Raw genomic sequence first — 21,546 nt, forward strand, 5'->3', positions numbered from 1 at the left:
ATGGCAAAGGAGTTTTCGCGTCTCGACGAGTCACTGCGAGAATTCATCGACAGCCAGGCCATGTTCTTCGTCGCCACCGCACCATCCGAAGGCGGTCGAATCAACCTCTCCCCCAAGGGATATCGTGACACCTTCGCGGTGCTCGACGAGCACACCGTCGGCTACCTCGATCTGTTCGGCAGCGGCGCGGAAACGATCGCACACCTGCGCGACAACGGCCGGATCACCCTGATGTTCTGCTCGTTCACCCGAAACTCGCGGATCCTGCGGCTCTTCGGCACCGGGCGCGCGGTCCGCCCGGACGACGCCGAATTCCCCAGTCTGCTAGCTCATTTCGGCGGCGAGCACGCCGGCATCCGGGCCGCGATCGTCATCGATGTCGAGCGCATCGCCGACGCCTGCGGATACGCGGTGCCGTACTACGAGCTCGTCGACGAACGCCCGGTGCTCGACACCTATCAGGCCAAAGCGAACGACGACTCATACGTGCGCGCCGTAAAGCGCAATCAGCACAGCATCGACGGACTGCCTGCGCTGGACGACGATCACCCGTTGCCGTCCAGCATCGACCGCGCAGCGGCGCGCCCGAACGCGCCTAGATGGCGCGCTTGAGGTCGTCGACCTTGTTCAGCTGCTCCCACGGCAGCTCGATGTCGGTACGGCCGAAGTGCCCGTAGGCCGCGGTCTGCGCGTAGATCGGGCGCAGCAGGTCCAGGTCGCGGATGATCGCGCCGGGCCGCAGGTCGAACACCTCGGGCACGATCTTCTCGATCTTGACCGGGTCGACCGTGGCGGTACCGAACGTCTCGATGAACAGCCCGACCGGTGCGGCCTTGCCGATGGCGTAGGCCACCTGCACCTCGACTCGCTCCGCCAGCCCGGCCGCGACGATGTTTTTGGCCACCCAGCGCATCGCGTACGCCGCCGACCGGTCCACCTTGGACGGATCCTTACCGGAGAACGCGCCGCCGCCGTGACGGGCCCAGCCGCCGTAAGTGTCGACGATGATCTTGCGGCCGGTCAGGCCCGCGTCGCCCATCGGTCCGCCGAGAACGAACTTGCCGGTCGGGTTGACCAGCACCCGGGTCGACGACGAGTCCAGGGTGTCGTGCGCCAACTCCGCGAGCACGGTCTTGAGCACGTGCTCCCGGATGTCGGGATCCAGCGTCTTCACCAGGTCGATGCCGTCGGCGTGCTGGGTGGAAACGACCACGGTGTCCAGCCGCACCGGGACGTCGTCCTCGTATTCGATGGTGACCTGCGTCTTGCCGTCCGGCCGCAGGTAGGCCAGCGTCCCGTCCTTGCGGACCTCGGTCAGCTTCCGCGACAGCCGGTGGGCCAGCGCGATGGGCAGCGGCATCAGCTCGGGGGTGTCGTTGATCGCGTAGCCGAACATCAGGCCCTGGTCGCCGGCGCCCTGGGCGTCCAGCGGGTCCGCGGCGCCCTCGACGCGCGCCTCGTGGGCGGTGTCGACGCCCTGGGCGATGTCGGGCGACTGGGCGCCGATGCCGATGTTCACGCCGCAGGACGCGCCGTCGAAGCCCTTGTCCGAGGAGTCGTAGCCGATGTCGAGGATGCGGGCGCGCACGGTGTTGGTGATGTCGGCGAACGCCTCCTTGGCGGTCGTCGTGACCTCGCCGACCACGTGCACCTGCCCGGTGGTCACCAGCGTCTCGACCGCGACACGCGAGCGCGGATCCTGCGCCAGAAGCGCGTCGAGAACCGAGTCGCTGATCGCGTCGCAGATCTTGTCGGGGTGCCCCTCGGTCACCGACTCACTGGTAAACAGCCGACCCTTTTCGCTCACTGCGTCATCCTTCCGTACTGACTAATGTTAGTTAGGCAAATTATTTTAGGCGCCTTCAACTCAACCGGCTCAGGCGGGCGATTGCAACCTGGTGCTATCCGCCGTCGCTGTGCAGGAACGTGACGATCGCATCGACGATTCGACTCGCCATCAGCGTCTTCGAGCCGTGCTGGAGCGCGGCCTCGGTCCCGTCCGACGCCAGCAGCCAGCCGTCGTTGCTGTCCACCTCGAATGCCCTGCCGTCGCCAACGGCGTTGACCACCAACAGGTCACATCCCTTGCGGCGCAACTTTGCCCGGGCGTGGAACAGCACATCGCCGTTGGCGTCGCCGGTCTCGGCGGCAAAACCCACGATGGCCCGCATGTTGGGGAGCTCCCCGTGGGATCGCGCGCGGACGGCGCCGGCCAGCACGTCGTCGTTGCGCACCAACTCGATGGTCGGCGGCCGGTCTTGATCGTTCGGGCCTTTTTTGATCTTCGCGGCGGCAACCTGCGCGGGCCGGAAGTCGGCCACCGCTGCGGCCATCACCAGCACATCGGCATCGGGCGCGTGCTTGGAGACCGCGTCGGCGAGTTGTTGGGCCGAACTGATGTGCACGACTTCGACGCCGGCCGGATCGATGAGCCCGACCGTGTGGCCGGCGATCAGCGTGACCTCGGCACCGCGCTGGGCGGCGACCCGCGCCACGGCGTAGCCCTGCTTGCCGGAGCTGCGGTTGCCGATGAAGCGGACCGGGTCGATCGGCTCACGGGTTCCGCCCGCGGTCACCAGGAGCTTGCGGCCGGCCAGGTCGTAGGGCAGCGCGTCAGAGCGCTCCAGCAGCAGGTAGGCCAGGGTGGTGATCTCTTCGGCCTCGGGAAGCCGTCCTTTGCCGCTGTCCGTGCCGGTGAGCCGTCCGAATGCCGGTTCCAGCACAACAGCGCCCCGACGGCGCAAAGTCGCCACATTGTCGACGGTGGCGGGGTGTAACCACATCTCGGTGTGCATCGCGGGCGCGAACAGCACCGGACATCGCGCCGTGAGCAAGGTCGCGGTCAGCAGATCGTCGGCGCGGCCGTGCACCGCGCGGGCCAACAGGTCGGCGGTGGCCGGCGCCACCACGACCAGGTCGGCCTGCTGGCCGAACCGGACGTGCGGCACCTCGGGAACGTCGGAGAACACGCCGGTGTGCACCGGCTGACCGGAGAGCGCTTCGAACGTGGCGGCTCCGACAAAGCGCAACGCGGCTTCGGTGGGGATGACGCGGACCTCATGGCCCGCCTCGGCGAGCTGCCGGACGACGGTGCACGCCTTGTACGCGGCGATGCCCCCGGAGACACCGACGACGATCCGCTTGCGGTCCACCTACGCCGGCCCTTCTTCGTTGAAGCGGCTCTCCACGGCTGGCCCCGTCCTGCTACTCGCCCTCGGTGTGCTCGAGCAGGTCGCCGTGGATTTCACGCATCGCGATCGAGAGTGGCTTTTCCTGCAGCCCCGGCTCGACCAGCGGGCCAACGTACTCGAGGATGCCCTCGCCGAGCTGGTTGTAGTAATCGTTGATTTGCCGAGCTCGCTTGGCCGCGTAGATGACCAGCGCGTACTTGCTCGAAACGCGGTCGAGCAACTCGTCGATGGGCGGGTTGGTGATACCCAGTGGGGTGTCGTAGGTGCGCTGTCCACCCGCCGAAGGATCGAATTGATCCACGGCGGTCAGCGACGCGTCGGACTGCGGATTACTCACGTAAGACTTTCTCCTGGCGCTTAGAGCGGTTGAAACAGTTAGCGACTTTGATTCTCAGTCGCGTCTGGCGAGTCGGCTCATGCCGTGCCAGGCGCGTTTCCCACCAGCAAGGATACCAATTCGGCGCACGCAGACTCCAATTGACTGTTGACCACTACCTGGTCGAAGTCGTCCTGGGCTGCCAGTTCCACCCGCGCGGTCTCCAGTCGGCGCGCCATGGCCTCCGGCGATTCAGTGCCACGCCCGACCAGCCTGGCCTGCAGGTCCGCCCAGCTGGGCGGGGCCAGAAACACCGTGATGGCCTCCGGCATCGCCTGCTTGATCGCCCTGGCTCCGGCCAGGTCCACCTCGATGAGCACCGGAAATCCCGAGCCGGTCGCGGACCGCACCGGCTCGGCCAAGGTGCCCGATCGCTGCAGTCCACCGTGGATCTCGGCCCACTCCAGCAGGGCGCCCTCGTCGATGAGTTGCTGAAAGCGGGCGGGACTGACGAAGTGGTAGTCGACACCGTCGACTTCCCCCGGCCGCGGCGCCCGCGTCGTGGCCGAGACACTGAAATGCAGGTCCGGTACCCGCTCTCGCAGACACCGGACCACTGTTGACTTACCGACCGCTGAGGGACCGGACAGCACCACCACGCGTCCCTTGCCTGACGGCTCAGGACGTGCGCGGTGCCCGGTGTCCGGTCCCTCGTCGACGCTCACTGGCGCCCCTGGGTCGGTGCGCCCACAGGCCATTCGGCCTGCATCGTCGCAGGTCGGGTTAGGCGGTGCCGAACTTTTCCAGCAGGGCCTTGCGCTGGCGGTCGCCAAGGCCACGCAGGCGGCGAGTAGGAGCGATCTCCAGCTCGGTCATGATTTCCTGCGCCTTGACCTTGCCCACCTTCGGCAACGCCTCGAGCAGGGCAGACACCTTCATCTTGCCCAGGACTTCATTGCTCTCGGCGTCCTTGAGCACCTGGGTCAGGTTGGTGCCACCGCGCTTGAGACGGTCTTTCAGCTCTGCTCGTGCTCGACGTGCGGCAGCCGCCTTCTCCAACGCGGCCGCGCGCTGCTCGTCGGTCAACTGGGGAAGGGCCACGATTCCTCCGTATCTCGATCATTCTCGTGTCTCTGCTGGGTGCTTGGCCCAGCGGAGACGACCGTACTCACGCTTCCTGACGAAATCTAACCCGACCCCCTGGTTAAGAGGTTAAATGCCCAGCTTGTGCGGCGCCCACACACGCCGTCAGCGGCATGTCTCGGCATCGCTGGCAGCGATCCGATCCGGCGCATGGGCGCTCACCACGTTCTCGCAGCACGGACTCAAATCAGGCCATCCACCTGCAGTTTTAGCTCTGTGCGCCGCGGTGCCGGAGGCCCGGTGAAGGACCGTCGCGGAGGGCGCCGGCTGATAGCCGCGGGGCCCCGTGCCGGTTATCACGATTTGCCGTGGCGTGTCCGGCGTGTCGCGGCGCCGACAAACACCAGGTCGTCGGGTGGAAGTCGGCGGGAAAAGATTCCGATGCTGTTAACCGGGCCCTTGATGTGGCCGCTATTGCACACGGAGATAGGCGACCGAGTCGAGCATTTGTTCGCCCGCCGCCCGCAGATCCGACACGTTCGGTCCGGCCCGCAGCACCTCGCGGGCCACCGCGGGCAGCAGCTGGCCCGGCACGGCCCCACCGAGGCCGCCAAGCGCCTGCGGGCGGCCGCCCTGCACGCCAACCCCGGGAACCAGCACCGGCCCCCCCAGCGCGCTCACATCGGGCGCCTCGAAGACCGTCGCACCCAGCACCACACCGACGTAGCCCGGTCCGGTCGGGGTCGCGGACCGGTTGACCACCGCCGCCTGGTCGACGACCAGCTGGGCCACAGTGCGGCCGTCGAAGGTGGCACGCTGCACGGTCCCGCCCTCCGGGTTGGACGTTGCCGCCAGCACGAAGACTCCCCGGTCGTGCGCCGCGGCGGCTTCCAACAGCGGGCGCAGCGAGCCGAACCCCAGATACGGCGAGGCGGTCACGGCGTCGGCGGCGAGCGGCGACTCGCCGGCCCAGGCCGCCGCGTACGCCGCCATCGTCGACCCGATGTCCCCGCGCTTGGCGTCCGCCAGGACCAGCACGCCGACCGAGCGCAGCGCGGCGATCGTGCGTTCCAGCACCGCATAGCCGGCCGAACCGTAGGACTCGAAGAACGCCACCTGGGGTTTGACGACGGCGAAACCCGAAAACGCGTCCACACAGATATCGCAGAACTTGGCCAGGCCGTCGGCGGTGGTCGGCAGGTCCCATGCCCGCAGCAGCTCGGGGTGCGGGTCGATGCCCAGGCACAACGGCCCGCGACTCGACTTCGCCTCGGCCAGCCGGACGCCGAACCCGGTCATCGGGAGTCCTTTTCGGCGGCGCTTCCGCGCCCGATCACGCTGTGCAGCTCCTGCAGCGACCGCACCCCGATATCACCGCGGATACCGGCCTCGATGCCCTGCACGGCGGCCGACGCGCCCTGCACGGTCGTCACGCAGGGGATGTTCGCCGACACTGCGACGGAACGGATTTCGTAGCCGTCGATGCGCGGGCCGGAGTTGCCGTAGGGCGTGTTGATCACCATGTCGACGTCACCCGCCTTGATCGCCTCGACCGCCGAAACCTCTGGACGCCCGGGCCCCGGGGGCTCGAAGTGCTTGCGCACCTCGTCACACGGAATTCCGTTGCGTCGCAACATCTCCGCGGTGCCTTCGGTGGCAAGCACGCGGAAGCCCAGGTCGGCCAGCCGCTTGACCGGGAACACCAGCGATCGCTTGTCGCGGTTCGCGACCGACACGAACACGGTGCCCTCGGCCGGCAACGAACCGTAGGCCGCGGTCTGGCTCTTGGCGAAGGCGGTGCCGAAGTCGCGGTCGATGCCCATCACCTCGCCGGTCGATTTCATCTCCGGGCCGAGTAAGGAATCGATGGCCGATCCGTCGGCGCGACGGAACCGGTGGAAGGGCAACACCGCCTCCTTGACCGCGATCGGGGCATCCTGGGCCGCGTTGGCCCCGTCCCCGGTCGCCACCAGCATTCCCTCTTCGCGGAGCTGGGAAATGGTGGTGCCCAACATGATCCGCGCACACGCTTTGGCGAGCGGGATCGCGGTGGCCTTGGAGACGAATGGCACGGTACGGCTGGCCCGCGGGTTGGCCTCCAGGACATAGAGCACATCGTCTTTCAGCGCGTACTGCACGTTGAGCAGACCCACCACACCGATGCCGTGCGCGATGGCCTCCGTCGCCCGTCGCACCTTCTCCACGTCGCTGCGGCCCAGCGTCACCGGGGGCAGCGCGCAGGCCGAGTCGCCGGAGTGAATGCCGGCCTCCTCGATGTGCTCCATGATCCCGCCGATGTAGACCTCCGTGCCGTCACACAATGCGTCGACATCGATTTCGACGGCGTCCTCGAGGAAACGGTCGACGAGCACCGGGTGCTCGGGAGACAGCTGCGTGGCGCGGGTGATGTAGCTCTTCAGCGTCTCCTCGTCATAGACGATCTCCATGCCGCGCCCGCCCAGCACATACGACGGCCGCACCAGTACCGGGTAGCCGATCTCGTCGGCGATCCGGCGAGCCTGCGCGAAAGTCGTTGCCATGCCGTATTTCGGCGCCGGCAGGCCTGCCGCACCGAGCAGGTCGCCGAAGGCGCCGCGGTCCTCGGCCAGGTCGATGGCCTCCGGCGGGGTGCCCACGATCGGAACCCCGGCGTCGGCGAGCCGCTGGGCCAGTCCGAGCGGGGTCTGGCCGCCGAGCTGCACGATGACGCCGACCACTCCGGGGCCACCGCTCGCCGACTCCGCTTCGGCGCGGTACACCTCGAGGACGTCCTCGAAGGTCAGCGGCTCGAAGTACAGCCGGTCGGCGGTGTCGTAGTCGGTGGACACCGTCTCGGGGTTGCAGTTGACCATCACCGTTTCAAAACCGGCCTGGCTCAATGTGGTTGCCGCGTGCACACAGCTGTAGTCGAATTCGATCCCCTGGCCGATCCGGTTCGGGCCGGACCCCAGGATCAGCACCTTGGGCTTCTCGATCTGCGGCGCGACCTCGGTCTCGGCGGCGGGGTCAAGTTCGTAGCTGCTGTAGTGGTAGGGCGTCTTGGCCTCGAACTCGGCCGCGCAGGTGTCCACCGTTTTGTACACCGGGTGGATGCCGAGGCGCTCACGCAACGAGCGGACGCCGTCCTCACCGGCCAATTCGGGTCGCAGCGCGGCGATCTGGCGATCGGACAACCCGTTGTGCTTACCGTGGCGCAGCAGGTCGGAGTCGAGCACCGGGGCCGCGGCGATCTCGGCGCGCAGCGCCACCAGCTCGCCGATCTGCGCGACGAACCACGGGTCCACCCCGCTGGCCTGCGCGACCCGCTCCACCGAAGCACCCTGCCGCAACGCCAGCTCGATGTCATAGAGCCGGCCTTCGGTCGGCGTCTGCAGCCGGGTCAGCACCTCCTCGACATCACCGTCGGGCTCGGGTCCCGTCCAGAAACCGGCCCGGCTGGTTTCCAGCGAGCGCATCACCTTGCCGAGCGCCTCGACGAAGTTGCGGCCCAGCGACATTGCCTCACCGACGGATTTCATCGTGGTGGTTAGGGTCGGGTCGGCACCGGGGAATTTCTCGAACGCGAACCGCGGCGCCTTGACCACGACGTAGTCCAGGGTGGGCTCGAAGCAGGCCGGTGTCTCTTTGGTGATGTCGTTGACGATCTCGTCGAGCGTGTAGCCGATGGCCAGCTTGGCGGCGATCTTGGCGATCGGGAAGCCGGTGGCCTTCGAAGCCAGTGCGCTGGAACGGGATACCCGCGGGTTCATCTCGATGACGATCAGCCGGCCGTCGGTCGGGTCGATCGCGAACTGGATGTTGCAGCCGCCGGTGTCGACGCCGACCTCACGCAGGATCGCGATGCCCAGATCGCGCATCCGCTGGTATTCCCGGTCGGTCAGCGTCATAGCCGGCGCGACGGTGACCGAGTCTCCGGTATGCACGCCCATCGGGTCGAGGTTCTCGATCGAGCACACCACCACGACGTTGTCGTTGCCGTCGCGCATCAGCTCGAGCTCGAATTCCTTCCAGCCGTAGATCGATTCCTCGATCAGCACGTTGGCGCTGGGGCTGGCAGCCAGACCGGCGCCGGCCATCCGGTCGACCTCCTCGACGGAGCGCGCCATGCCCGAACCCAGCCCGCCCATCGTGAAGCTGGGCCGCACGACCACCGGCAGACCGACCTCTTCGACCGTCTCCCGGACCTCTTCCATCGTGAAACACACTCGGCTGCGGGCGGATTCACCGCCGACCTTGGCGACGATGTCCTTGAACCGCTGCCGGTCCTCGCCGCGCTGGATGGCCTCGAAGTCGGCACCGATGAGCTCGACGTCGTGGCGCTCCAGCGCGCCGTTCTCGTAGAGCGCGACCGCAGTGTTCAGTGCGGTCTGCCCGCCCAGCGTCGCGAGCAGCGCGTCGATCTTGTTGCCGCGCTCGGCCTGCTGGACGATCACCTTCTCGACGAATGCCGGGGTGATGGGCTCGACGTAGGTGTGGTCGGCGTACTCGGGGTCGGTCATGATGGTCGCCGGGTTGGAGTTGACCAGGCTGACTTGCAGACCCTCGGCGCGCAGCACCCGGCACGCCTGGGTGCCGGAGTAGTCGAATTCGCAGGCTTGACCGATGACGATCGGCCCGGAGCCGATCACCAGGACGTGACGCAGGTCGGCGCGACGCGGCACTAGCGTGCCCCTTCCCTGTTGTGCGAGGCCATCAGATCGGCGAATTGATCGAACAGGTACTCCGCATCGTGCGGGCCGGCGGCGGCCTCCGGGTGATATTGCACCGAAAATGCCCGTCCATCAAGCAGTTTGACACCCTCCACTACCCCGTCGTTGGCGCAGGTGTGGCTGACGATCGCCTGGCCGAACGGCGTATCGAACCGCTGGCCGGCCTCCCCTTCCAGCGCGAAGCCGTGGTTCTGCGCGGTCACCGCGACCCGCCCGGTGGCGTGGTCCATGACCGGGATGTTGATTCCGCGATGGCCGAACACCATCTTGTAGGTGGACAGGCCGAGCGCCCGGCCCAGGATCTGATTGCCGAAGCAGATGCCGAACAACGGGATTCCGGCGTTCAGCACCTCGCGAGTGAGCGCCACGATGTGGTCCGCGGTGGCGGGGTCGCCGGGCCCGTTGGACAGGAACACGCCGTCCGGCTTGATGTCGGCGATCTGCTCGAAAGTGGCCGACGCCGGCAGCACGTGACTGCGGATTCCGCGCCGGGAGAAGTTACGCGGCGTGTTGGTCTTGATCCCCAGGTCCAGGGCGGCGACCGTAAATCGCTGTGGCCCTTCGGGTTCCACGACATAGGCGCCCGGCGTGCTGACCTCACCGGCGAGATCGGCACCGAGCATCGACTGCTGGTCGCGCACTCGGTCCAACAACTCGTCCGGCTCGGCGAGCGCAGTACCGGAGAACACCCCGGCCTTCATCGAGCCGCGGCTGCGCAGATGGCGCACCACCGCGCGGGTGTCGATACCGGCGATCCCGACGATGTGCTGGCGGATCAGCTCGTTCTCCAGTGTCCCGGTGGCACGCCAGTTGGAGGCGCGCGGCGACGGGTCGCGGACCGCGTAGCCCGCGACCCAGATCTTGTCGCCCCGGCTTTCGGCGTCCTCGCCGTTCCAGCCCGTGTTGCCGATCTGCGGCGCGGTGGCCACCACGATCTGGCGGTGATAGCTGGGGTCGGTCAGCGTCTCCTGATAGCCCGACATGCCGGTGGAGAAGACGGCTTCGCCAAGGGCTTGGCCGATCTTGCCGAACGGTGTCCCGGTGAAGATGCGGCCATCCTCAAGTACCAGTTGCGCCTTGGTGGTCACGCAGCCTCCTCGAGCCAGCCGTCGTAGTCATCGCGATTGCCTGCCCGGAACCCGGTGTCGATCTCGACGCCCGATGGCAGCCGCCACCGGATCGCCAATATCCCATTGCGAGCCGCGACCTTTCCGCCCATCACGCGCTCGGTACGTACTTCGGTAATCGAGTCCTGAGGAATCCAAATCGGGTTGGCGCGGCTGCGTTCCAGCAGAATGCCCTCGGGATAGCGGCTCAGCACCGCCCTGCTGCGAAACCCGAAATCGCCCGCCGTGACCCGCTCATTCCACTCGGTCGCCAGCGTGCTACCGACATAGACGCCCCGAAGCGTGGTGGTAGCCGGGCCCACCGCGTCGGGCACCTCGGGCAGGTTGCCGATCAGCTCGTCCTGGCGCTGCGCACGCCGGCGCCAGCCCAGCATCATCAGCTGGATGACTACCGCGATCACCACCACCAGCACGGCCGCGAAGATCAGCGACGCCACCAGCGTTGAAGAATTCATGCCGGACTCTTCCCGTCCCGAGCGGTGATCTTTCCGCGCAGCAGCGTGGCCGTCACGGTGGCGGGCAAGGTCATCGACTCGTAAGGCGTATTGGCCGAGCGACTGGCCAGGTCTGGACCGGTGACCGTCCAGGTCGCATCCGGGTCCACCACGGTCAGGTTCGCCGGCTCCCCCACCTCCAGCGGCCGGCCGTGATCGGGCAATCCGACTATGCGCGCCGGATTTTCGCTCATCACCCGGGCGACATCGCGCCAGGTCAACAGTCCGGGCGCCACCATGGTCTGCACCACCACCGACAGCGCCGTCTGCAGTCCCAGCATGCCGGGCCGGGCCGCGGAGAACTCGACGCATTTTTCGTGCTCGGCATGCGGGGCATGGTCGGTGGCCACGCAGTCGATTACCCCGTCGGCCAACGCTTGACGCAAGGCGATCGCGTCGGCGGCTCCACGCAGCGGCGGGTTGACGCGGTTCACCCCGTCGTAGCTGGACAGCCTGCTGTCATCCAGCAGCAGATGATGCGGCGTCACCTCGGCGGTGATTGAAATGCCTTGGCCCTTAGCCCATTTCAGAATCTCGACTGTTCCCGCCGTAGAGGCGTGACAGACGTGCACGCGGGCGTCGGCGTCGCGGGCCAGTAGCGCATCGCGGGCGACGATCGATTCCTCGGCGGCCCGGGGCCACCCCGAGAGCCCGAGCCGGGCGGCCGTGGGGCCCTCGTGCGCCACCGCGCCGACGGTCAGCCGCGGCTCCTCGGCGTGCTGGGCGATCAGCACGCCCAACCCGGTGGCGTATTCCAGGGCGCGGCGCATGATCAGTGGGTCGTGCACGCAGACGCCGTCGTCGGAGAACATCCGCACCTGCGCGGCGCCGGCGGCCATCATGCCCATCTCGGTGAGCTCGGTTCCGGCCAGCCCGACGGTGACCGCGCCGACGGGGTACACATCCACCAGGCCGACCTGCTGGCCGCGGTGCCAGACGTGATCGGTGACCACCGGGCTGTCCGCGACCGGTTTGGTGTTCGCCATCGCGAACACCGCCGTGTATCCGCCCAAAGCGGCGGCCGCCGAGCCGGTTTCGATGTCTTCGGCGTATTCGCGGCCAGGCTCGCGCAGGTGGGTGTGCAGGTCGACGAATCCGGGCAGCAGCACATGCCCCGTGGCGTCGATGACGTCGGCGAATTCGGGGATCGGAAGTCCGGCACCGATTTCGGCGATCTGGCCGTCATCGACCCGAACGTCGACCCGTTCGCCCTCGCCGTACAACCGGACTCCGCGAAGCAGCACAGTCACGCTACACCCTCACTACCCGTCTTGTCCGCGGCCTCGGTGCCGACCAGCACATGGAACAGCACGGCCATCCGCACGTGCACGCCGTTGGAAACCTGTTGCAGCACAGCGGATTGCGATGAATCGGCCACCGAAGATGCGATCTCCATGCCGCGCACCATCGGGCCGGGGTGCAGCACCACGGCATGGCCCGGCAGCAGCGCCTGGCGCCGGTCGGAAAGCCCGTAGCGCACCGAGTATTCGCGCACCGACGGGAAGAACCCGCCGTTCATCCGCTCGGCCTGCACCCGCAGCATCAGCACGGCGTCGGCGGCGGGGAGCTCGGCGTCGAAGTCATAGGAGACGGTGGCCGGCCAGCCGTCAACCCCGACCGGCAACAGGGTCGGTGGCGCCACCAGCACCACCTCGGCGCCCAACGTGGCCAGCAGCGTCACGTTGGAGCGCGCGACCCGGCTGTGCAGGATGTCGCCGACGATCACGACGCGCCGGCCTTCGATGCCGCCGAGGCGCTGGCGGATGGTCAGTGCGTCCAGCAGCGCCTGCGTCGGGTGTTCATGCGTGCCGTCGCCGGCATTGATCACCGACGGGCCACCTTCGCCGTCGGCGGGAGAAGTCCAGTCGGCCAGCAGATGCGCGGCACCGGAGGCCGGGTGCCGGATGATCAGCGCGTCGGCGCCGGCCGCGTGCAGCGTCAACGCGGTGTCGCGCAGCGACTCCCCCTTGCTCACCGACGATCCGGACGAGCTGACGTTGATCACGTCGGCGCTCATCCACTTCCCGGCCACCTCGAACGACACGCGGGTGCGCGTCGAGTTCTCGTAGAACATCGTGACCACGGTGCGCCCGCGCAGCGTCGGCAGTTTCTTGACCTCGCGCCCGACCAGGGCCTGCGCGAACCGGTCGGCGTCGTCGAGGATGGCGGTGGCGTCGTCACGCGTGAGATCCCCGGCGGTCAGCAGGTGTCTGGTCATGCGGCTGTCATCCTTCAAGGTCCCTCATGATGACGACGCCGTCGCGATCGTCGTGCTCGCGAAGCTGCACGTGCACGCTCTCGTTGCGTGCGGTCGGCACGTTCTTACCCACGTAGTCGGCGCGCACCGGCAGCTCGCGATGGCCGCGGTCGACCAGCACCGCCAATTGCACGGCTCGCGGCCGGCCCACGTCGCGCAGCGCATCCAGGGCGGAGCGCACCGAGCGACCGGAATACAGAACGTCGTCGACGAGAATCACCAGCGCGTCGTCGATGCCACCGGCCGGAATCGACGTGACCTCCAGTGGCCGGGGCGGCTTGGTCATCAAATCGTCACGGTACAAAGTGATGTCGAGCGCGCCATGACCGACATCGACGCCGCAGAATTCACCGATGTTGGCGGCCAGGCGCGCGGCCAGAATCACCCCGCGGGTCGGGATCCCCAACAGCACCACCCGCGGCGCGTCAGGACTATCGAGCGCGGTCTTTTCGATGATCTGGTGCGCGATACGGGAAATGGTTCGGCCGACGTCGGCCGCCGACATCAATTCGCGGCCGGATGCGGAATCACCCGCGGCACTCATGCGAAACCCTGACCTCCTTCTCCGCCTCTCCGGACGGATCGTTAAAGGATGTCGACTGTCGGGCAGCGTAGCATTCCGCGGCTCGCACGACGATGCCGGCCACGCCGGGTCCGCATCCAGGCCCGGCTTCGATGGCGTTGGCCGCACTGCCGGAGCCGTCGAGCCTCAGCGCGCAGTCGCCTCTAGGTGCAAGGATATTGCCCGTTGAGCAGACAATTCGACGGTGGCGAGTAGGAACCGGTCAGCACACCCCTCATACCACCGGTGGCTGAACCACCAGGCTCAATGCTGCGATTCCAATTCGCGGGGGTGATCACAAAGTGAGTACCAGATTGCGCAAAGGAGCTGTTCCACGTGTGCGAGATACCTTCTCCGGCCGGTAGGTCGAATTCGAGCCTCCAATCGGAGAGCTGCGTCATGCTCGCGTTGGTGATGGTGAAGTTGGCGATGAAACCGGTCTGCCAGGTATGTTCCACCGACAATGTCGCCGTGGCCGCAGCCGCATGAGCCACGGGGGTGGTGCCGAGACCGAGGATGGCAACCATCAATGCCGACACGGTTACGTGAAGCGCTGTCCGCCAGCGCTTCACGTAGTTGTTCAGTGCGGCCATGGCAGCCAACACTAAAGCCAAACAGGCGATATCGGCCCGCGCATCGCGGGTAAGCTGCCGTACCTTTGCTCAACCGAAACCATCATGAAATTTTGGCCGCGCTACCAGGCCGGTCGCGGCCCGAAATGGCGTTCTGGTCGGTGCGCGCGCAACGGCGCTGACTCGCGGGGGCATGGCCAGGAGTTCCCAGCTAATCTGGCTCGCGTGAGTGACAAATCCACCGGGCCAGCCCGCCCGCTGATCGGCTTCATCACCGGCGATAACGCGCCGCAGATTGCCCCGGCGCCCGCGAGCCGGGAGTGGATGACAAAGCAGTCGGAGGCGGGTAAAGGCTGGCCCAGTCGGTGTTTGCCCATGCTCATTGCCAACCAAAGCGGCTGGGAGCTGCGTAATCCGTGTGCGTTCACCGCTACCTGGATAGCCCAAGCCGATGGCATGGATGTACTGATCGAACCCGACGAGTACCTCGCCAATCAGCTGCTGCCCCTGAGCCATTTCGGCAACGGCATCCTGACCTGGCGTCTGCCGATCTTATTTCGCACTCCGCAGGGCTACAACCTGCTGGCCCGTGGACCGGCAAACTATCCGAAGGACGGTGTATGCCCGCTGGAGGGCATAGTCGAAACCGACTGGGCAAGTGCGAGTTTCAGCATGAGCTGGAAACTCACCCGCAAACTTTTGCCGGTGCGCTTCGAGGTCGGTGAGCCGATCTGCATGATCGTCCCGCAGCGCCGGGCCGAGCTGGAAGAATTCGCCCCCGAACTCAGGCGCCTCGAGTCTGACGAAGATCTGCAACGCAAGCATCAGTTGTTTCTTCGTGAACGTGACACGGGCAAACACGCCGAGCAGATAGCGAGGGTCGCCGCCGGAGACCGAGTGGAGTGGCAAGGCGACTACACGCGAGGCAGACACAGAGACGGCGAGGCCGGAGCACCGGATCACCAGACTCGCCGTTACCTTCGTGACTTTGCCCAGCCACCAGATGAGAAGCGGCAGTAGACGCCCTGGTACCTACGCGCGCAACGGCGCTGAGTGGTTGCGGGCTACCCTGACCGGGTGAATCTCGAGGGCAATCAGACCTCTATCCGCGAGGTCTGCGACGCGGGCCTGCTCGCCGGCGCGGTGACGATGGTATGGCAGCACGGAGAAGTGCTGCAGGTCAACGAGATCGGCCACCGGGATGTCGACGCCGGCCTGCCCATGCAACGAGACACGCTGTTTCGCATCGCGTCGATGACCAAGCCGGTCACTGTGGCGGCGATCATGAGCATGGTCGACGAGGGCAAGCTGACGCTGAAAGACCCGATCACGCACTGGGCCCCGGAGCTGGCGAACCTGCAGGTGCTCGACGACCCGCGCGGCCCGCTGGATCGCACCCACCCGCTAAACCGGGCGATCCTGATCGAGGATCTGTTGACCCACACCAGCGGCCTGGCCTACGGCTTCTCGGTGTCCGGGCCGATCGCCAAGGCCTACGTGCGGCTGCCGTTCAATCAAGGCCCGGATGCGTGGCTGGCCGAACTAGCCAAGTTGCCGCTGGTGCATCAGCCGGGTGACCGCCTCACCTACAGCCATTCCATCGACCTGCTGGGCGTCATCGCATCCCGCATCGAAGACAAGCCATTCCACCAGGTGCTCGACGAACGGGTGCTGGGTCCGGTGCGCATGCCCGACACCGGGTTCTTCGTCACCCCCGAGGCGCGCCGCCGCGCCGCGACCATGTACCGGCTCGACGAGCGGGGCCAACTGCACCACGACGTGATGGGGCCGCCGCATATCAAGCCGCCCTCCTTCTCCAACGCCGGCGGCGGATTGTGGTCGACGGCCGACGACTACCTGCGGTTCGTGCGAATGCTGCTCGGCGACGGAACGGTCGACGGCGTGCGGGTGCTCTCCCCCGAGTCGGCCCGCCTGATGCGCACCGACCGGCTCACCGACGCACACAAGCGGCACAACTTCCTCGGGGCGCCATACTGGGTCGGCCGCGGCTTCGGGCTGAACCTGTCGGTGGTGACCGATCCGGCCAAATCCGCGTCGCTGTTCGGGCCGGGCGGGCTCGGGACCTTCAGCTGGCCGGGCGCCTACGGGACGTGGTGGCAGGCCGACCCGAGCGCCGATCTGGTCCTGCTCTATCTCGTCCAGAATTTGCCCGATATGTCCGTGGACGTCGCCGCGGCCATAGCCGGCAACACCACGTTGGCGAAACTTCAAACGGCGCAACCGAAGTTCGTCCGGCGCACCTATCAGGCGCTCGACCTCTAGCGCCGTGGTCGATTACCCCCCTGACCGCATCGTCGGGCCGCGGCTGCTGCTGCGGCTGCCCACGCTCGCGGACGCCGGCGCGCTCTTCCAACGGGTCGCCCGCGATCGCGCGGTCACGAAGTATCTGCTCTGGGCGCCGCATCCCGACGTGGCGACCACGCGACGCGTGATCGCCGAGAAACTCAACGCCACCGACGAAGAGCGAACCTGGGCCATCGAATTGCGGCACAGCGGCGAAGTCATCGGGCTGACCAGCTGCCGGCGCTCGGCGCCCGAATCGGTCGAAATCGGCTACTGCCTCGGCCGCAGGTGGTGGGGCAAAGGTTTGATGTCCGAGGTGCTGGACTTGCTGTTGACCGCCCTCGAGGCCGACCGGCAGGTGTCTCGCATCTGGGCCACCTGCAGTGTCGACAACGTGCGGTCGGCGCGACTGCTGGAGCGGGCCGGGTTCGTGTTAGAGGGCCGGCTGGCACGCCACGCCGTCTACCCCACCATCGGACCCGAACCGCGCGACAGCTTGCTCTACGCCAGGACCCGACGCTCGCTCGGGCTTTGAGTGTGCGGTGACGGCTTCGAGTGTGCGGCCAGGGCGAAGAAACGCCGATAAATTGGGCCCTAGGTGCACACTCGATGTCCTGAATGCACACTCAATTCGACCTGCCCGGCTACGCGTTGTGGACTTCCAAGGCCCGGCGCGCGTAGGCCCGTACGTCGGCGTCGCTGTCCTTCAGCGCGATGCCGAGTGCATCGCGGGCCGCGGCCTCACCGGCCCAACGGGTCAGGCTGAGCACGGCCGCCTTGCGCACGTCGAGGTGTGCGTCGGACAGCGCGTCGGCCAGCCGTGGCACCGCAAGCTCGGTCGTGGCACCGGCCAGCGCGCGGGCCGCGCCCTCGCGTATCTGCCACGCCGGCGCCTGCAACGCGCGTTCGACCGCAACGAAATCGTCTCGACTGCAGCCTAATTCACCGAGCGCCGCCAGCGCGGCCGCGCGCACCAACGGGTCAGGGTCGGCGACCAGTGCACTGACGGCGCCCACGCCGGAGCGCAGCGTGGCCAGACCGGCGGCCGCCGTGATGCGGACCTCCCGGCTCGCGTCGCGGGTGGCCACTTCCACCCCGGCGACGTCGTCGACCGAGACCAGCGCCCGCACCGCCTCGATCCGCACCCGGTGGTCGGGATCGTCGAGCGCGCGGCGGTACTGGCCGGCCGCACCGGCCCGGCGCGCGGCCAGCAGGTAGACCGCGGCCGCACGCACCACCGTGTCACCGGACAGCAGATAGGGCTCGGCCCCGGCCGGGTCGGGCAGCACTTCGACCAGTTCGCGGATTCCCTCGGCGCTGGTGCGGCGCACCCCGGCGTCGGCGTCGTCGAGCGCGGCGAACAGGGCGGGCGCATAGCCGTCGGGAATGTGCTCGGTCAGCGTTGCCACCGCGGTGCGGCGCACCCCGGGATCGGCGTCGGCCAGATACGGCTGCAGCTCGGCGATCGTCGGCTCTTCGAGCGCGAGGACCTCGGCGATGCGCGGCGACGGCGGCTCGAACGTGGTTGCGGCCGAGGCGATTCGCGAGCCGGCGGTGGCCGGGGCTTTGCCGCCGACCAGTGCTGGCTGCTGCACCTCGTGCACGGTCTGGTCCACCGGCGGCAGGCCGTCCAGCTCCGGGACCGATACCAGGTACGGGGCTACCGGGCGCTTGAAGAATACCATCTCGCCGTCGGATCCCTTGCGCAGGTTCAGGTGATAGCCCCACTCGCTGTCGTCGCGGACCGGCAGGTCCGCGCGTTCGTGGTAAAGGCCCCAACGGGATTCGGTGCGGGTGAGTGAGGATCGCGCGGCCATCTCGGCGCAGTCCCGGATGAACGACACCTCCACAGCCCGCATCAGCTCGTGCGGGTTGCGGGCGCCCATCCCGGCGATCTCGTCTTGCATCCGGTCGAAGGTGCGCACCGCGATCGACAGCTTGGCGGCCGTCTTCGGTGGCGCCACGTAGTCGTTGACGAACCGTCGTAGCTTGTATTCCACCTGCGGCTGCGGCGGCCCGTCCGGATGCTGCAGCGGCCGGTAGATCAGCTCGTGCGCCGCACGCAGTTGATCGTCCGGGAGTCGCTCCGGCGCAGTCACTTCCGTGCGTACCGAGGCGGCGTGAGTGCCGGCCAGGTCGCCGAACACGAATGCCCCGATCATGTAGTTGTGCGGGACACAGGCCAGATCGCCCGCGGCGTACAGCCCGGGCACCGTGGTCCGGGCGTGCTCGTCGACCCAGACGCCGGACGCGGAATGACCACTGCACAGCCCGATTTCGGAGATGTGCATCTCAATGTCATGAGTCCGGTAGTCATGGCCACGGTTGGCGTGGAAGGTACCCCGGGTGGGCCGTTCGGTGGTGTGCAGGATGTTCTCCAGCGTCGTGAGCGTCTCATCGGCCAGGTGCGAGACCTTCAGGTAGATCGGTCCGCGCGCGGAGTCGATCTCGCTTTTGACCTCGGCCATCATCTGCCCCGACCAGTAGTCGGAGTCGACGAACCGCTCGCCTTCCGAATTGACCTGGTAGCCGCCGAACGGGTTCGCCACGTACGCACAGGCCGGACCGTTGTAGTCCTTGATCAACGGATTGACCTGGAAGCACTCGATTCCGGACAGCTCGGCACCCGCGTGGTAGGCCATCGCGTACCCGTCGCCGGCGTTGGTCGGGTTCTCGTAGGTGCCGTACAGGTAGCCCGACGCGGGCAGCCCGAGCCGGCCGCACGCCCCCGTCGACAGGATCACCGCCTTGGCGCCGATGGCGACGAATTCGCCGGTGCGCGTGTTCAATGCCGCGGCGCCGACGGCCCGACGCTCGCCAGAACTGTCGTCCACCAGCACCCGCACCGGCATCAGGCGGTTCTCGATCTGGATCTTCTCCCGCATCGACCGTTGCCGCAGCACGCGGTACAGCGCCTTCTTGACGTCCTTGCCTTCCGGCATGGGCAACACGTAGGAACCCGAGCGGTGTACCCGGCGCACCGCGTACTCGCCGTGCTCGTCCTTCTCGAACTTCACCCCGTAGCGCTCCAGTCGCTGCACCATCGCGAACCCGCGGCTGGCGGTCTGGTAGACGGTGCGCTGGTTGACGATTCCGTCGTTGGCGCGGGTGATCTCCGCGACGTAGTCCTCCGGCTCGGCCTTGCCCGGAATGACGGCGTTGTTCACCCCGTCCATGCCCATCGCCAGCGCGCCGGAGTGCCGCACATGGGCCTTCTCCAGCAACAGCACCTGCGCGCCGTTCTCGGCGGCCGACAGCGCCGCCATGGTTCCCGCGGTGCCACCGCCGATGACCAGCACATCACAGTCCAAGCGCACCGGCGTGGCCGGATCAGGTGTCTGCATCATGCCGCCACCGCCGAATGGTCCAGTGCGGCAATCACTTCGGCGCGAAGCGCGGTGCGCTGCCGATCGATTCGCGGCTCCGGCACGTCGATCAGGGCACGCAACGGCTGACCGGCCTTGCCCAGTACCGCGATTCGGTCACCCAGCAGCAGCGCCTCATCGACATCGTGCGTGACGAAGACGATCGTCGTCGGATGAGCGCTCCAGGTCTCGATCAGCAACCGCTGCATGGCCGTACGGGTTTGGGTGTCCAGCGCACCGAACGGCTCATCCATCATCACCGCGCGCGGCGTCCCGGCCAGCCCGCGGGCCAGCTGGACACGCTGACGCATGCCGCCGGAGAGGCTCTTGGGCAGGTAGTCGCCGAAGCCGGTGAGACCGAGCTCGGCTATCCAGCGGTCGGCCTCCGCGCGCCGGCCGGCACGCGGCACGCCACGCAACCGCAACGCCAACTCGATGTTGGATCGCACGGTGCGCCAGGGCAGCAGCGCGTTGTCCTGGAACACCATGCCCCGGTCGCCCGAGGTGGTGGTCACGTCGGCGCCGTCGGCCAGAATCCGGCCGTCGTCGGGCCGCAGCAGTCCCGCCAGGGCACGCAGCACGGTCGACTTGCCACAGCCCGAGGGGCCGGTGAGCACCAGGATCTCCCCCGGACGCACGGCCAGGCTCAGCCCGTCGATCACTGGATCCCCGATGTAAGACAAGCGAACTCGATCCACTTCGAGACTCATTCCGACAGTCATCGCTGCTCCTCCTGGGCGCGCGGCAGCCAGCTGGTCACCCGGCGGCCGACGACTTCGACGGCAGCTGCTGTCGCGAATCCCAACACGCCGATGGTGATGATGCCGACGAACACCTGGGGGTAGGCCAGCACGGTGTAGTCCTGCCAGGTGCGGTAGCCGATCCCGAGGCGGCCCGAGATCATCTCCGCGGAGATCACGCAGATCCACGCGACCCCCATGCCGACGGACAGGCCGCCGCACACTCCCGGCAGGATGCCGGGCAACACCACCTGTTTCAGCACGTCGGCACGGTTGCCGCCGAGAGTGCGCACCGAGTCTTCCCACAGCGTGGGCAGCGCCCGAACCGCATGCCGGGTGCTGACCATGATCGGGAAGTAGGCCGCCAGGAAGGTGATGAACACGATGCCGGCCTCGTCGGTCGGGAACAGCAGGATCGCCACCGGAACCATCGCGATCGCCGGGATGGGCCTGGCCAGCTCGGCCAGCGGGCCGAAGGTGTTGGCGAACAACCGGGAGCGGCCCAGCAGTACACCCGTCGCGACGCCGATCACGGCGGCCAGTCCAAAACCGGTCAGAATACGGATCAAGGACTGCGCCAGGTCAAGCCAGTACTCATAGGTACCGAGCCGGCGCGCCAGCGCGTGAACGATCTCGGTGACGGTCGGCAACGTGTCGAATCGCAGCAGCAGCCGCACCTTGTCCGCGGTGAGCACCTGCCACAGCCCGATCGCGGCGGCAACCGAGGCGAGCCGCAGCAGCCGCCACCGCCATGGCGACGCGGCACGCCGCCGGGTGCCGGTCACGGGAACCGCGTCGACGACGGGGCCGGTGACCGGGGCTGCCG

The 21,546-nt window shown here is 67.6% G+C and carries 20 protein-coding genes; 4 read left to right on the top strand and 16 right to left on the bottom strand.

Annotated features, from left to right (window positions below):
- Positions 1-612, top strand: a complete 612-nt coding sequence (locus tag ACZY0B_RS05545; RefSeq protein ID WP_463763022.1) for a pyridoxamine 5'-phosphate oxidase family protein — start codon at positions 1-3, stop codon at positions 610-612.
- Here the strand turns inward: ACZY0B_RS05545 and metK are convergent.
- From metK to ACZY0B_RS05610, 13 genes are all read right to left on the bottom strand, one after another.
- Positions 596-1,807 (bottom strand): methionine adenosyltransferase, encoded by a 1,212-nt coding sequence (gene metK, locus ACZY0B_RS05550; protein WP_463763023.1) that lies wholly within the window; start codon positions 1,805-1,807, stop codon positions 596-598. The two genes, ACZY0B_RS05545 and metK, sit on opposite strands and share 17 nt — an antisense overlap.
- A 94-nt stretch (positions 1,808-1,901) precedes the next feature.
- A complete protein-coding gene (coaBC, locus tag ACZY0B_RS05555; RefSeq protein ID WP_463763024.1) occupies positions 1,902-3,152 on the bottom strand; it encodes a bifunctional phosphopantothenoylcysteine decarboxylase/phosphopantothenate--cysteine ligase CoaBC in 1,251 nt (416 codons plus the stop codon).
- A 52-nt stretch (positions 3,153-3,204) separates the two neighbouring features.
- Positions 3,205-3,528 (bottom strand): DNA-directed RNA polymerase subunit omega, encoded by a 324-nt coding sequence (gene rpoZ / locus ACZY0B_RS05560; protein ID WP_463763025.1) that lies wholly within the window; start codon positions 3,526-3,528, stop codon positions 3,205-3,207.
- Between the two features lie 77 nt (positions 3,529-3,605).
- On the bottom strand, positions 3,606-4,232 hold the full coding sequence (gmk, locus tag ACZY0B_RS05565) for a guanylate kinase (RefSeq protein ID WP_463763026.1): 627 nt from the start codon (positions 4,230-4,232) through the stop codon (positions 3,606-3,608).
- A 58-nt stretch (positions 4,233-4,290) separates the two neighbouring features.
- Positions 4,291-4,608, bottom strand: a complete 318-nt coding sequence (gene mihF / locus ACZY0B_RS05570; RefSeq protein ID WP_463763027.1) for an integration host factor, actinobacterial type — start codon at positions 4,606-4,608, stop codon at positions 4,291-4,293.
- Positions 4,609-5,061: 453 nt separating this feature from the next.
- Positions 5,062-5,889, bottom strand: coding sequence for an orotidine-5'-phosphate decarboxylase (pyrF, locus tag ACZY0B_RS05575; RefSeq protein ID WP_463763028.1), 828 nt, complete (start codon positions 5,887-5,889; stop codon positions 5,062-5,064).
- A complete protein-coding gene (gene carB / locus ACZY0B_RS05580; RefSeq protein ID WP_463763029.1) occupies positions 5,886-9,251 on the bottom strand; it encodes a carbamoyl-phosphate synthase large subunit in 3,366 nt (1,121 codons plus the stop codon). The genes pyrF and carB overlap by 4 nt, the downstream gene beginning before the upstream one ends.
- Positions 9,251-10,387, bottom strand: coding sequence for a glutamine-hydrolyzing carbamoyl-phosphate synthase small subunit (gene carA, locus ACZY0B_RS05585; protein ID WP_463763030.1), 1,137 nt, complete (start codon positions 10,385-10,387; stop codon positions 9,251-9,253). Before carA ends, carB begins: the two co-directional genes overlap by 1 nt.
- The gene (locus tag ACZY0B_RS05590; RefSeq protein ID WP_463763031.1) at positions 10,384-10,881 is read right to left on the bottom strand and encodes a PH-like domain-containing protein; all 498 of its coding nucleotides are present in this window, start codon (positions 10,879-10,881) and stop codon (positions 10,384-10,386) included. The genes carA and ACZY0B_RS05590 overlap by 4 nt, the downstream gene beginning before the upstream one ends.
- Complete coding sequence (locus tag ACZY0B_RS05595; RefSeq protein ID WP_463763032.1) at positions 10,878-12,170, bottom strand: dihydroorotase; 1,293 nt, start codon at positions 12,168-12,170, stop codon at positions 10,878-10,880. The genes ACZY0B_RS05590 and ACZY0B_RS05595 overlap by 4 nt, the downstream gene beginning before the upstream one ends.
- Positions 12,167-13,138 carry an aspartate carbamoyltransferase catalytic subunit gene (locus ACZY0B_RS05600; protein WP_463763033.1) on the bottom strand — a complete coding sequence of 324 codons (972 nt, stop codon included), beginning with the start codon at positions 13,136-13,138 and terminating at the stop codon, positions 12,167-12,169. The genes ACZY0B_RS05595 and ACZY0B_RS05600 overlap by 4 nt, the downstream gene beginning before the upstream one ends.
- Positions 13,139-13,145: 7 nt before the next feature.
- A complete protein-coding gene (gene pyrR, locus ACZY0B_RS05605) occupies positions 13,146-13,721 on the bottom strand; it encodes a bifunctional pyr operon transcriptional regulator/uracil phosphoribosyltransferase PyrR (protein WP_463763034.1) in 576 nt (191 codons plus the stop codon).
- A gap of 182 nt (positions 13,722-13,903) precedes the next feature.
- Positions 13,904-14,332, bottom strand: a complete 429-nt coding sequence (locus tag ACZY0B_RS05610) for a cellulose-binding domain-containing protein (protein WP_463763035.1) — start codon at positions 14,330-14,332, stop codon at positions 13,904-13,906.
- Positions 14,333-14,536: 204 nt separating this feature from the next.
- On the opposite strand from ACZY0B_RS05610, the gene ACZY0B_RS05615 reads away from it, so the two are divergent.
- From ACZY0B_RS05615 to ACZY0B_RS05625, 3 genes are read left to right on the top strand one after another with little or no spacing between them, the layout of a single operon-like run.
- Positions 14,537-15,331: a DUF6065 family protein gene (locus tag ACZY0B_RS05615; protein WP_463763036.1), complete on the top strand. Its 795-nt coding sequence runs from the start codon at positions 14,537-14,539 to the stop codon at positions 15,329-15,331.
- 57 nt (positions 15,332-15,388) lie between these two features.
- A complete protein-coding gene (locus ACZY0B_RS05620; RefSeq protein WP_463763037.1) occupies positions 15,389-16,594 on the top strand; it encodes a serine hydrolase domain-containing protein in 1,206 nt (401 codons plus the stop codon).
- A gap of 4 nt (positions 16,595-16,598) precedes the next feature.
- Positions 16,599-17,150, top strand: coding sequence for a GNAT family N-acetyltransferase (locus tag ACZY0B_RS05625; protein ID WP_463763038.1), 552 nt, complete (start codon positions 16,599-16,601; stop codon positions 17,148-17,150).
- 109 nt (positions 17,151-17,259) lie between these two features.
- On the opposite strand, the gene ACZY0B_RS05630 is transcribed toward ACZY0B_RS05625, so the two are convergent.
- From ACZY0B_RS05630 to ACZY0B_RS05640, 3 genes are read right to left on the bottom strand one after another with little or no spacing between them, the layout of a single operon-like run.
- Positions 17,260-19,962 (bottom strand): fumarate reductase/succinate dehydrogenase flavoprotein subunit, encoded by a 2,703-nt coding sequence (locus tag ACZY0B_RS05630; RefSeq protein WP_463763039.1) that lies wholly within the window; start codon positions 19,960-19,962, stop codon positions 17,260-17,262.
- Positions 19,959-20,702 carry an ABC transporter ATP-binding protein gene (locus ACZY0B_RS05635; RefSeq protein ID WP_463763040.1) on the bottom strand — a complete coding sequence of 248 codons (744 nt, stop codon included), beginning with the start codon at positions 20,700-20,702 and terminating at the stop codon, positions 19,959-19,961. The genes ACZY0B_RS05630 and ACZY0B_RS05635 overlap by 4 nt, the downstream gene beginning before the upstream one ends.
- The gene (locus ACZY0B_RS05640) at positions 20,699-21,505 is read right to left on the bottom strand and encodes an ABC transporter permease (RefSeq protein WP_463763171.1); all 807 of its coding nucleotides are present in this window, start codon (positions 21,503-21,505) and stop codon (positions 20,699-20,701) included. The genes ACZY0B_RS05635 and ACZY0B_RS05640 overlap by 4 nt, the downstream gene beginning before the upstream one ends.
- Between the last annotated feature and the right edge of the window lie 41 nt (positions 21,506-21,546).

This window comes from Mycobacterium sp. IDUB_19, from assembly GCF_055419445.1.